The sequence below is a fragment of the Paenibacillus sp. JT31N7 genome (assembly GCF_059692095.1).
Genome location: NZ_JCAUAT010000009.1, coordinates 96,235 through 108,319, shown reverse-complemented (window position 1 = coordinate 108,319; position 12,085 = coordinate 96,235). Strand labels below are relative to the sequence as shown.

At 56.2% G+C, this 12,085-nt stretch carries 14 protein-coding genes and 1 riboswitch; of the genes, 11 read left to right on the top strand and 3 right to left on the bottom strand.

The features are described 5' to 3' along the window. Positions 1 to 82 precede the first annotated feature (82 nt). Positions 83 to 1,183, bottom strand: coding sequence for an ABC transporter permease (locus AC58P5_RS25890; protein WP_497391769.1), 1,101 nt, complete (start codon positions 1,181 to 1,183; stop codon positions 83 to 85). Beyond that, a complete protein-coding gene (locus AC58P5_RS25885; RefSeq protein WP_497391767.1) occupies positions 1,180 to 2,151 on the bottom strand; it encodes an ABC transporter ATP-binding protein in 972 nt (323 codons plus the stop codon). Before AC58P5_RS25885 ends, AC58P5_RS25890 begins: the two co-directional genes overlap by 4 nt. A 207-nt stretch (positions 2,152 to 2,358) precedes the next feature. Here AC58P5_RS25885 and AC58P5_RS25880 point away from each other — a divergent pair, with 207 nt between their 5' ends. The 6 genes from AC58P5_RS25880 (at position 2,359) to AC58P5_RS25855 (ending at position 5,070) form a co-directional block, all read left to right on the top strand. Next, positions 2,359 to 3,312 (top strand): RluA family pseudouridine synthase, encoded by a 954-nt coding sequence (locus AC58P5_RS25880; protein WP_497391765.1) that lies wholly within the window; start codon positions 2,359 to 2,361, stop codon positions 3,310 to 3,312. 12 nt (positions 3,313 to 3,324) lie between these two features. Then, complete coding sequence (locus tag AC58P5_RS25875; protein ID WP_497391763.1) at positions 3,325 to 3,525, top strand: YwbE family protein; 201 nt, start codon at positions 3,325 to 3,327, stop codon at positions 3,523 to 3,525. A 66-nt stretch (positions 3,526 to 3,591) separates the two neighbouring features. Continuing rightward, positions 3,592 to 3,819, top strand: a complete 228-nt coding sequence (locus AC58P5_RS25870; protein ID WP_009672142.1) for a hypothetical protein — start codon at positions 3,592 to 3,594, stop codon at positions 3,817 to 3,819. Positions 3,820 to 3,947: 128 nt separating this feature from the next. Beyond that, complete coding sequence (locus AC58P5_RS25865; protein WP_497391760.1) at positions 3,948 to 4,268, top strand: YnfA family protein; 321 nt, start codon at positions 3,948 to 3,950, stop codon at positions 4,266 to 4,268. 28 nt (positions 4,269 to 4,296) lie between these two features. After that, entirely contained in the window at positions 4,297 to 4,692 is a 396-nt protein-coding gene (locus tag AC58P5_RS25860) for a DnaJ family domain-containing protein (RefSeq protein ID WP_497391758.1), read from the top strand. A 24-nt stretch (positions 4,693 to 4,716) separates the two neighbouring features. Continuing rightward, entirely contained in the window at positions 4,717 to 5,070 is a 354-nt protein-coding gene (locus AC58P5_RS25855) for a cupin domain-containing protein (RefSeq protein WP_497391756.1), read from the top strand. Between the two features lie 563 nt (positions 5,071 to 5,633). Here AC58P5_RS25855 and AC58P5_RS25850 read toward each other — a convergent pair. Continuing rightward, positions 5,634 to 6,455 (bottom strand): SDR family oxidoreductase, encoded by an 822-nt coding sequence (locus tag AC58P5_RS25850; protein WP_497391754.1) that lies wholly within the window; start codon positions 6,453 to 6,455, stop codon positions 5,634 to 5,636. 246 nt (positions 6,456 to 6,701) lie between these two features. After that, a riboswitch (PreQ1 riboswitch) is annotated at positions 6,702 to 6,745 on the top strand. 199 nt (positions 6,746 to 6,944) lie between these two features. On the opposite strand from AC58P5_RS25850, the gene queC reads away from it, so the two are divergent. From queC to AC58P5_RS25825, 5 genes are all read left to right on the top strand, one after another. Beyond that, complete coding sequence (gene queC, locus AC58P5_RS25845) at positions 6,945 to 7,610, top strand: 7-cyano-7-deazaguanine synthase QueC (protein WP_497391752.1); 666 nt, start codon at positions 6,945 to 6,947, stop codon at positions 7,608 to 7,610. Continuing rightward, on the top strand, positions 7,607 to 8,095 hold the full coding sequence (queD, locus tag AC58P5_RS25840) for a 6-carboxytetrahydropterin synthase QueD (RefSeq protein WP_497391750.1): 489 nt from the start codon (positions 7,607 to 7,609) through the stop codon (positions 8,093 to 8,095). Before queC ends, queD begins: the two co-directional genes overlap by 4 nt. Continuing rightward, a complete protein-coding gene (gene queE, locus AC58P5_RS25835) occupies positions 8,092 to 8,919 on the top strand; it encodes a 7-carboxy-7-deazaguanine synthase QueE (protein WP_497391748.1) in 828 nt (275 codons plus the stop codon). The genes queD and queE overlap by 4 nt, the downstream gene beginning before the upstream one ends. Before the next feature lie 254 nt (positions 8,920 to 9,173). Next, positions 9,174 to 9,668 (top strand): preQ(1) synthase, encoded by a 495-nt coding sequence (gene queF, locus AC58P5_RS25830; protein WP_042229820.1) that lies wholly within the window; start codon positions 9,174 to 9,176, stop codon positions 9,666 to 9,668. Positions 9,669 to 9,888: 220 nt separating this feature from the next. After that, complete coding sequence (locus AC58P5_RS25825) at positions 9,889 to 11,925, top strand: ATP-binding response regulator (protein ID WP_497391746.1); 2,037 nt, start codon at positions 9,889 to 9,891, stop codon at positions 11,923 to 11,925. Positions 11,926 to 12,085 lie beyond the last annotated feature (160 nt).

Here is a 12,085-nt window from a genome sequence, read left to right as displayed (position 1 = left end):
ATCAAAACAATAAAAGAACCGTTTCCTGTTACAGAAACGGTTCTTTGCTCTATGTTCAGGCGGTTCCGTTATGACGTCCGCCTTACTCCCATTTGAAGGTAAAGCTCGCAATCGCGAAGGCGACGACCATCCAGCCGCCGAGGATAAGGGCCTGCGGCCACAGCACGGTTAAATCCGCCCCCACGTTCATGACCTGCCGCATAGCCGTCGACAGATGCGTGATCGGGATCAGGTTCACGACCGGCTGTAGGAAGGACGGGATACTGTCCGCCGAGAAGAAGACGCCCCCCAGAAAGAGCATCGGGAACGAGATAAATCCCGCGATCGGTCCGGCGCTCTCCGGTGTCTTCGCCAGCGACGCGACGATAAAGCCGATCGACATAAAAGCCAGCGTGCCGAGAATAACGAATAACAGAAGCACCCCCCACGAGCCGCTCACTTTCGTTCCGAAGATGACGGACGCGATAAGCAGAACGATCACCGCCTGCAGGCCGTTCAGCAAGAGTCTCGCCGTGATTTGCGAGGCGATGAATGTGGACGATTTCAGCGTGGTGCTCTGCATCCGGCGCAGGATGCCCCTCTCCCTCCAGGAGGCGATCTGCCCCGCCACACCGTTGAGGTTGTTGGACATGATCATCATCGACACGATGCCGGGGACGAGAAAGTCGATATAGGACAGCTTCAGCGCCTGAACGCCTTCCGCCTTGACCATGATCGCCGGCTTGTAGGCCGTCTTCTCTTTGGAGATGCCGTCCGCCACCTGGGCCACGACGGTTTTGCCCAGCTCGGCCGTCATCATGTTCGTCTGGTCATAATAAACGTTGACGGAAGAGGCCTCTCCCCCCTTAACGGCGGCATCGAGTTTGTTGCCGTATCCGGCGGGGATGACGACCACCATCTGAAGATCGCCGTCCTTGAGCTTTTGAAGCCCCGGAGCCGTGTGCTCCTCCTGCTTGAGCTTCATGGCAGGCGTCTTCATCAGAGCGCTGGCCAATTGAGCCGACTGGGTCGACCGGTCCTGGTCGATGATGACTCCGTTAATGGACATGCTGCCGCCCCCTCCGAAGAACGTGCCGAACATGACCATGAAGAAAACCGGGAACAGGAATGACCAGAGAAGCACCTGCTTGTTCCGGATAAAAATCCGGAGCTGTGCGAGCGTCAATTGTAGGTACGCTTTCATTCTTCCCTCAGGCTCCTTCCTGTCATGTGAATGAACACATCCTCCAGCGTAGCCGTCCGTGTCAGCAGATCCGTCAGCTTCCAGCCCCGCAGCTCCGCCTCCCGGATCAGGCCGGTGAGCGACTGCTGGAGATGGTCGGTGTACAGCACGAGGGTGTCGCGGGCCAGCTCCACCTGCTTCACGCCCTGGAGCTTGCGCAGCGTGTCCGTCAGCTCCGTCCGCTCCCGCGGGGAAGCCGACTCCACCTGGGGCAGCCGGAATTCAATCGCGTTCTCCGATTGAAGGCTGCGCACCAGGTTGGCCGGCGTATCCAGCGCGACGACCTGCCCCTTGTCGATCAGGCAGATCCGGTCGCACAGCACGTGCGCCTCGTCCATGTAATGCGTGGACAGGACGATGGTCTTGCCCTTCTCCTTCAGGCGCAGGATAATGTCCCAGAGCGTGCGCCGCGCCTGCGGGTCGAGACCCGTGGTAGGCTCGTCCAGGAACAGCACCTGCGGGTCGTTGACCAGCGCGATCGCGATGGCGAGCCGCTGCTTCTGTCCGCCGGACAGGTGCTTCACGCGGTCGCCCGCCTTCTCTTCCAGCGTCATATCCGCGAGCAGAGGGCCGACAGGCACCGACTTCGGATAGAAGCTGGCGTACATCTCCACGATCTCGCGCACCTTCAGCAGATCGAACAGGGAGGTCGATTGCAGCTGGACGCCGATCACTTCTTTGACCTTGCGGAGCTCCCGGATGGTGTCGTAACCCGCAATACGCGCCGTTCCCCCGTCGGGCTTGCGCAGCCCTTCCATCATTTCGATGGTCGTGGTCTTGCCCGCGCCGTTGGGACCGAGCAGCCCGAATACCTCTCCCTTGCGCACCTGGAAGCGCACGCCGTTTACGGCCGTGAAGCTTCCGTACGTTTTGACCAGCCCGTCCACATCAATGAGAATTTCGTCTGATAATCCGTCCGTCTGCGGCATTCCCAGCCTCCTTTTTTCCATTTTTATGTACGTTTTGTTCCGGCGGATGCCGAACCAAGTACGAGTTTCGCGTTCAGTTTCCTCAAAAGGAATTCCAGCTTTTCCATTATATCACTCGATCAGGCACTTATCACGAGCCCGGGCGGGATGAAATTAATTCCCCAATGCGCTATAGTAAATGGATAGAAGATCCGAAGGAGCCTACCTATGCGAAAACAGCGTCCCCCTTATAACCCCAAAACAAAAACGGCCAGGCCGGCCGCCCCGAAAACGGACAAAGAACCGACTCAATTCGAAATCGAGCAGCCGGCCGAGCTGATGAAATTTTTGCTTGAAAAGCTTGCGAATAAAGGAAGAAACACCGTTAAGGGCATTTTATCCAGAGGCCAAGTGTCGGTGAACGGCAAAAAAACGACCCGCCACGACCATCCTCTCCGGCCCGGCGACCGCGTTACGGTTCAGTGGAGTGTCGTTACCGAGGAGGAGAAGCCGATCGGACTGCATATCCTGCATGAAGACGAGGACCTTCTGGTTATCAATAAAGAGGCCGGCCTTCTTTCGATCTCCGGCGGAGACGAGAAGGAATTGACCGCCTATTGGCAGCTGACCGAGCATGTCCGCAGAAAAGACCCGAAAGCCCGTATTTTCGTCGTCCACCGTCTGGACCGGGATACATCGGGCGTCATGCTGTTCGCCAAGAACGAGAAAACCCAGCAGGCGCTTCAAAACGCCTGGCAGGAGGCCGTACAGGAGCGTTCCTATGTGGCGCTCGTCGAACGAAAGGTCAAGAAGCCCGAAGGCACGATCGTCTCCTGGCTGAAAGAAAGCAAAACGCTGCTGATGTATTCCAGCCCCGTGGATAACGGCGGTCAGAAGGCGGTCACGCATTATAAAGTGCTGCAGGCTTCCTCCGACTACTCCCTGCTTGAAGTTCAGCTCGAAACGGGCCGTAAAAACCAGATCCGCGTCCACATGCAGGACATCGGCCATCCGGTTGTCGGCGACAAGAAGTACGGCTCCGTGAAGAATACGATCGGCCGGCTCGGTTTACACGCCCGGGTCATCGCGTTCGAACATCCTTCCACGGGACAGCCGATGCGGTTCGAGACTCAAATTCCCGGCAAGTTTCTGCGGGTTTTCGCCACCAAGCCCACTTCATAAAAGGAGAATCCCATGAACGGACAATCGAGAAAAAATATCCGTGCCGGACTGACCGTCGATATTGTGCTCAAGCAGGATCAGCGTACAGGCAAACGGACGCGCGGAGTCGTGAAAGATATTTTGACGAATTCGCCCAATCATCCCCACGGCATTAAGGTCAGGCTGACGGACGGCCAGGTCGGCCGGGTCCAGGAAATTGTACAAGAGGCCTGAAACCCTATTGTAAAGCGTCCTGAAAACCAATAAACTAAAAGTAATGAACGCAGTGAGGTGATACGAATGTCAGAGAATCAACAGACACCGCAATCCGCAGAAACACAACCGGCCGAAGGGGCCGAGCCGCGCAAAGTTTCGCTCGCGGAAGCCATGAAACAGAAAATGGCCCAGAAGAAAGCGGCGCAAGCCCAGGCCAACTCCCAGCAGAAGCACCAGGTAACCGGCAATCAGATGATGAAAAGCCAGCAGACCAAGAAGCAAAACAATCAAAGAAGACGTATGGGTGTCTAAACTTTGAACGTCATAAGCAGTAGGCAAAAGACATGAGGGATCCGCTTCATGTCTTTATTTTTTGCAGAAACCGGCGGTAAATCCGCCTAAACTCCTGCTTCAACATACTTCCGCCGGAGGTTCCAGAGATGTCCATGCTTTTATTTGTGATCGCCGGGCTCGCGGAAATCGGAGGCGGCTACCTCGTCTGGCTGTGGCTCCGCGAGGGCAAGCCTGTCTGGTACGGAATCACGGGCAGCCTTGTGCTCGTCCTGTACGGAATTATCCCGACTCTCCAGGCCTTTCCTTCTTTCGGACGGGTCTATGCCGCATACGGGGGCGTTTTTGTCGTATTGGCCGTTTTGTGGGGCTGGCTCGTGGACAAAAAAACGCCGGATTTCTACGATTGGCTCGGCGCGGCCGTTTGCATCATCGGCGTGTCCATTATTTTGTGGGCGCCCAGAACCTGATCAAATGTCTTGAAGGAGGAGTCAACCTATGAGTTTTCTCGACAGTCTGGTAGAGCAGCGCATCCAGGAAGCGATTCGCAACGGCGATTTCGACAATTTGCCCGGCAAAGGCAAGCCGCTCGTTCTCGAAGATTGGTCCGCCGTTCCGGAAGACCTTCGCTTGTCGTATAAAATCATGAAAAATTCAGGATTCCTTCCCGAAGAAATGCAGCTCCGCAAAGACATGGTCACGCTGGAGGAGCTCCTTGCATGCTGTCATGACGAAGCGGAACGCGGCAAGCTGAAGAAAACCCTCAACGCCAAGAAGCTCCGCTTCAATATGTTAATGGAAGAGCGGAGCATGAATCTCTCGCCCGCGCTTGCCCAGTACCGGGACCGCATCGAAACGAAGCTTTCCGCGGAGCACGATAAGAAATCCGAATAGAACGCCAGAACAGGAGAAGCCGAGATGAACCTGATTCCTCAAAATTTGCTGGAGCTTACCCGGAACATTCAAGAGCGGCACATCAACTTTGCCGTTTCGGACGTAAACTCGCATGTGCTCCGCATCGCGGTCATGACCGGCAATTACCGCTGGCATTTTCATCCCGATTCGGATGAATTGTTTATGGTGCTGGAAGGAGAACTCTTCATAGACTTCGAGGACGGAACGACCGTCTCGCTGAAGGCGAATGACACGCTCCTGATTCCGGCGGGCACGGTCCACCGGACGAGAGCGGACGTGCGCACCGTCAATCTCTGCTTCGAAGGCAAAGAAGCGGAAACGGTATTCGTGGACGAGCCTGCGGGGCAGGCCAAATAAAACGAGCTCTGCAGAACAGGCTGCAGAGCTCGTTTTATTTCTTCATCCAGCTTGGCCTTGGGCGAGTCGGGGGTTGTGCGGTTCAGGTGAGCCCAGTAAAGAACCAGAACGTTCTGCTGTTCGTAAGGCAGCGGAGTGAGGAACTCCTCCCCCTTTAAGCTTTGTTTGAGCTTGTTAAATTCAGTCATCGCCTTTTGGCGTTCAAGTCCTGATTCATACACGTAAATCGAGATGAACTCCTTGTATACGGCTTTCTCAGTCGGACGGCCGACGGAATAACGGACGGGTCTCCTCCCGTTAAGCGTCCAATCGTGAGGATCCGTTTCTTCGAACAGCTCTATGCCTTCAGCCGCTAATGCTTCTTTTACCTGTTCCAGCGTTACTGGCGTCTCGATTGTACGCTCCTTAGCACATCCTGTAAGCGCGAGAAGAACAGCCAGCAGCAAGCCGCCTAAAAATACCCGTTTCATCGAAATCCCCTCTCGTCCTATCCGTTAGGATTTTAACTTCCTTGACGGGACATCCAAGGGGAATGTTGCACGCCCACAAAAAGCGGGAAATGGTTACCGGAGACGGAAGCCGCCCTCCGAATGAAGGATCTGGCCCGTAATCCACTCCGCTTCTTTGCCCGCAAGAAATGCGATCAGTCTGGCGGCGTCTTCCGGTTTGCCGATCCGGCCGAACGGGAACTGGCCTGCGAGTCCGTTCCAGAGCTCTTCCGTCATCCACCCGGTGTCGGTCGGACCGGGATTGACCGCGTTGACGGTAATCCCTTTGGGAGCCAGCTCGGCTGCCAAGGTGACCGTCATCGCTTCTATGGCGGCTTTCGTAGCCGCGTAGGCGATCTCTCCCCGCATCGGGCCCAAAGACTGGCCGGATGTCAGGTTGATAATCCGGCCGCCCGATCCCCGGGTGAACCGGCGGCCGAATTCCACGCTGAGGAGGGCGGTTCCCCTCATGTTCACGGCATAATGGGCATCGAGCGTCGCCGCATCGAGCTTCTCGTACCCGTCGTTTACCGAATAGGCCGCATTATTGACGAGGACCGACGGAAACCCGAGCCGCTTCTCCGTTTCGTCCACAATGCGTTTTGCCGCTTCCGGATCGGATTGGTCGATCTCCAGTCTTTCGCTGCGTATTCCCGACTCCGCCAACTCCCGCAGAATCGCGTCAGGCCCCTCTTCATCGGCGCCCCACGGCATGGCCTTATCGAATGCGGTCCAGGATGTGAACATCACATCCATGCCTTTGGCCGCGAGCGCCCGGCAGATGGCGGCGCCGATGCCGATCCGGCGGGAAACGCCCGTAACGATGGCAACAGGAGCATGGCCTTCCTTGGTTCGTATAACAGCCTCGTTAGCCGAAGCCGACGTATTTTCGTGCATGAGTATCCTCCGTCCGCCTCCTACTACCGTTGATTAGGGGAGGCTTTTTGTTACCTCCAGTATAGAACGGCATCGCGATTCTCTGCACAGATTGTTCAATTATAAAGGAAATTTCCTCCGCTCCCTTACATCGACGGATCAAATACGTTATAATGAGACGGTTCTGACGCGCGGCACGGCTCGGAACGGAACAATGGAAGTGCCGGACTCAAAACCCTAATAAGAAAATCCATATGCTCCTCGCATATGGGAGAGGTTCGCGAACTCCCTCTATAAAAAACTAAGGAAAAACAATATCCCTGGATATTCGGGCACAGCTGCTTTAAAAAAGCGGGCGTTAGGTGTACGTTTTTTTTGACGTTCACTTCCGGCTCGCTTTATGGATTGCGCTGCGTCCTTCCTTGAGGCATTGTTTTTGTTTTGTTTAAAATGACGGATCAAGAACTCTCTCCATCACCTATTTTTTATTTAAAAGGAGACGGAAGAGCGATGAAACAAGAAAAAGCGGTTGTCGTATTCAGCGGGGGACAAGACAGCACGACGTGCCTGTTCTGGGCCCTGAAGCATTTTGGCGAGGTGGAGACGCTCACGTTCGATTACGGACAGCGCCATAAACTCGAAATCGAATGCGCCGCGCAAATTGCGCGCGAGCTTGGCGTAAAGAACACCGTACTGGACATGAGCCTGCTGAACCAGCTCGCCCCCAATGCGCTGACGCGCAGCGATATCGATATTGAAGAAAAAGAAGGCGAGCTTCCTTCCACGTTCGTGGACGGGCGCAACCTGCTGTTCCTTTCGTTTGCAGGCGTATACGCCAAAGGAGCCGGGGCCAGACACCTCATTACCGGCGTATGCGAAACGGATTTCAGCGGCTACCCGGACTGCCGGGACGCTTTCGTAAAATCCCTTAACGTGACTCTGAACTTATCCATGGATTATCCATTCGTCATCCATACGCCGCTAATGTGGCTGAATAAAGCGGAAACGTGGAAGCTTTCCGACGAGCTGGGAGCTTTTGATTTTGTGCGCGCCAAGACGCTTACATGCTATAACGGCATCGTCGGGGACGGCTGCGGCGAGTGCCCGGCGTGCAAGCTCCGTTCGGCCGGTCTGCAGAACTATCTTCTGGAGCGCGAAGGAGCCGAAGCCCGATGAAGACGCCCGGCGAATTCCGCATCGTAGAGAAACTTCAGCAGTACGGCCAGGACATCCGGCACGAGCAGCTCCGGTACCATACCAAACGCGTCCTCGTTTCCAAAGAATTCACGTTCGATGCGGCGCATCATCTGCACGCTTACGAGGGCAAGTGCAAAAACCTGCACGGCCATACGTACAAAGCCGTTTACGGAATCAGCGGCTATGTCAATGAGATTGGCCTTACGCTTGATTTCGGTGAGATCAAAGACATCTGGAAAATGCGGATCGAGCCTTATCTCGATCACCGCTATTTGAACGAAACGCTCCCGCTCATGAACACCACCGCCGAGAACATGGTCGTCTGGTTGTACGAGCAGATGGAGATGGCTTTGCAGTCGGATGAAATGCAGGCGAAAGCGCAGGGCGGACGGGTCGAATTTGTCCGCTTGTACGAGACCCCGACCAGCTACGCCGAAGCGAGACGGGAGTGGATGTCCAAATGAGCGCAAGTCAAACAAATGCCGCGGTCCCATCCCCTCCCCGGACCTTCCCCGCAGCGGGCAAACCGGCGGATGCTGCCGTGTCCCCTCCGGGCAAAGCAGCCGCGGGTGAAGCGACCATTCCCGTGCTAGAAATCTTCGGCCCGACTGTCCAAGGCGAGGGCATGGTGATCGGGCGCAAGACGATGTTCGTGCGCACCGCGGGCTGCGATTACCGCTGCTCCTGGTGCGATTCCGCGTTTACGTGGGACGGATCGGGCGCAGGCGATATCCGTCCGCTCACCGCGGAAGCGGTCTGGGAGGAGCTCGTCCGCACCGGCGGCAGCCGCTTCTCCCACGTGACCTTGTCGGGCGGAAATCCCGCCCTCCTGCGCAGCCTGGGCCCTCTCGTGAAGCTGCTGCGGGCCAAAGGCATCCGCACCGCCGTCGAGACGCAGGGCTCCCGCTGGCAGGACTGGCTGACCGAGATCGACGAGGTCACGCTCTCTCCCAAGCCGCCAAGCTCCGGCATGGAGACGGACTTCGCCAAGCTGGACGACATCGCCCGGCGGTTGAACCCGGACGGCATCAGCCTTAAGGTGGTCGTATTCGACGAACGCGATTTCGCGTTCGCCCGGGAGATCCACCGCCGCTACCCTGCCGTCCCTTTCTACCTGCAGGCAGGCAACGAGGACGTCCGTCTCGCGGACGACGACCTGCTTCGCGGGCAGCTGCTGCGCAAATACGAGTGGCTCGTCGACCTGACGATGGCGTCCGAGGATCTTAACGACGTGCGCGTGCTGCCTCAGCTTCACGCCCTGCTGTGGGGAAACAAGCGGGGCGTATGATCTTCCGCGTATGACAGCGGACCGCAGCGGACTGCAGAGCCGGACCCCGCATCTGTCTAAGGCGGTCTGACCGTCCGAAAAACAGATGCTGCGACATGCTGCCCGGCAGCCTTGCTTTTTCCGTACCGCGCGAAGCTCCAGCGCGCGGTGCTGGGCACATCCTGCTTCTAGACAGCATAGCAGCATGCTTTCTTGCAGCCTGACTACCATGCGGCCCCCGCAACTTTTACAAAATTAAAACCGGAGGTGCCTTTATGGCCGGAAGAAACCAGGAAGAACTCGATCTCACCCTGCTGGGCAACCAGCAGACTCAATATCCGTTTAATTACGCGCCGCAGGTGCTTGAATCCTTTGACAATAAACACCCTTACCGCGATTATTTCGTCAAATTCAACTGTCCGGAGTTTACAAGCCTGTGCCCGATCACGGGACAGCCCGATTTTGCCACCATCTATATCAGCTATATGCCGGACGCCAAAATGGTCGAAAGCAAATCCCTCAAACTATATCTGTTCAGCTTCCGCAATCACGGCGATTTCCATGAGGACTGCATGAACATTATTATGAACGATCTGATCAAGCTCATGGACCCGAAATATATCGAGGTCTGGGGCAAATTCACTCCGCGGGGCGGGATCTCCATCGATCCTTACTGCAATTACGGACGTCCCGGCACCAAATACGAGCAAATGGCGGAGCACCGCCTGATGAACCACGACCTTTACCCGGAAAAAGTCGATAACCGCTGAGCCGCTGACCGTCTAACCGGCCATAAGCGTATTCGCCCGTATAGTACCTGTCCGGACAAAATCAGTTCCGTCATTTTCGACGTATCGTGCGTCGGTAATGCCTTAAGACCCCCCCGGGGTCTTTTTTTCTGCCAATGGGATGCCGGTAACTTTGGTATACTAGGAAAGAACATCTAATTGAGCTGGGTTGAAGGGCTTTTGGAATGGGAAAGGAAAAGAAATGGATAATTTCGCGGATTATTTCAAGTCGTTTTTTGCCAATATAAGCACCTTGCTCACCTTTACCTATTTAGGCAGCCTGGCTTATAAATATATTTTGTACCGGGTCCCCGTCAATTGGATGAAAATGCTGTACATTCTGCTCTCGATAGCGGCGGGCTGGCTCTCCATGATGTACGGAGCCCGGCTGACCCCTACTGTCATCTTTGATTTAAGATTCGTGCCCATTCTGGTAGCTCCCCTGTTCTTGTCTCGTCCCTCCCACATTATGCTCATCGGGCTCGGGATCGGGCTGGCCCGCTTATCGTTCGGCCTGAATCATGCCGCCTGGGCAGGCTTCGGCAATATGGTCATTCTCGGCGTTGTGACTGCGCTGACCAGCGAACTGCTTAAACGCACTTCTTTGCGTCAGACCACTCGCATATTGCTGCTTATTCTAATCGTGAATCTTTTCAACGTCGCGGATATCGCTATTCTTGGGGTTTATCCGGCCGCAACGTATCTGATCGAGTTGGCTCCGCTGTCCGGCACGGCCGGCCTGTTTTTCAGCTTTTTCTTTACGTTTATTCTGCACGATTTCAAAGCGGATTTTCTCCGTCGGGCAGCACTGAATACGAGCAACAAGGAATTGGCCGAGCAGTTCCGGCTGGCGGAAGAAAGAGCCATGGAGCTCCAGCAGATTCACGACGAACTGGAAGTGAAAAACGAAGAGCTGGTGGCCGCTTCCCGTTACAAATCCGAATTTCTGGCGAACATGTCTCACGAGCTCCGAACCCCGCTGAACAGCATGCTGATTCTGTCTCAGTTTCTGGCCGAAAATCAGAACGGGACGCTCTCGGAAGAAGAGATTGAATTTGCCGGAATTATTCACAGCTCCGGTCAGGATCTGCTAACGCTGATTAACGATATTCTGGATTTGTCCAAAATCGAAGCGGGACATATGTCCATCACGCTGGGGGAAGTGAACGTCAGCGAAGTCGTCGAAGCGATGACCCGCATGTTCGAACCCGTTGCCGCCCAGAAGGGCCTGTACTTCCACATTCGTTCAACCGGCGTTCCCGATATCATTCATACGGATGAACAGCGGCTTCAGCAGATTTTGAAAAACCTGTTGTCCAACGCGTTCAAATTTACCCAGCGGGGCGGCGTAACGCTTACCTTTTACGTCGAAATGGACGCCAAAGGCATTCAGCATCCCGCCGCCGCCATACGGGATACCGGCATCGGAATCCGTGCGGACAAGCGGGAACAGATCTTCGAGGCCTTCTATCAGGCGGACGGCACAACCAGCCGCAAATTCGGCGGAACCGGCCTCGGCCTTTCTATTTCACGCCAGTTTGCCCGGCTGCTGGGCGGAGAAATCCGGCTTACAAGTGAAGAGGGAACGGGGAGCACGTTTACCTTCCTTCTTCCTTCCAGCAGCTTGAGCGGGCAGGAGCAGGAGCTTCAGAAGCTGGCGGACGACGCCAAGCTTCCCCGGCTTACGCCGCTCTCCTCCCCGCTTCCGGAGGAAAGCGCGGACCGTTCCGGCGGCACCTTCGCCGAAACCCGCAGCGCCCCCGCAGGCCGGGAATCCGCGGCTGGCGGCGCAGACACGCCTGCGGTCACCGCTTCGCCGGCGGTCACGGACACGCCTGCGGACGCGGTCCAGCAGCTTTTGCGGGAGGTCACGGTGCTCGTCGTGGACGACGACGACGCCAACGTGCGCAGCCTGACCGCGCTGCTCAAATCCCGCGGGGCCGAAGTGCTGGGAGCGAGCAGCGGCCGGGAAAGCCTGCGCCTGCTCTCCCTCCATCCCGGCATCAGCCTGGTCCTGATGGACATGATGATGCCGGAGATGGACGGCAAAACCGCGATCCGGCAAATCCGCATGAACGTTACCTTCCGGGATTTGCCGATCATCGCTCTGACCGCCCGGGCCCTTCCGAGCGACCGGGAAGCCTGCATCGAAGCCGGCGCATCGGACTATATCACGAAGCCGGTCGATAACCAGGCGCTCATGATGCTTGTGAAGCAATGGAGCGTTAAGCTCGGCTGAGCTCAGCGAAAAAAGACTTCTTTCCTTGTCGGAAAGAAGTCTTTTTGGGTTCCGGCCCTTGAAGAGCACGGCCTACGGCAACTTTGCCGAGCCGATGGACTACAGGGCCATTTATTTTGAAAGCCTCGCGCCGGAAACATTAGGGCAGCCGGTGCCCTTC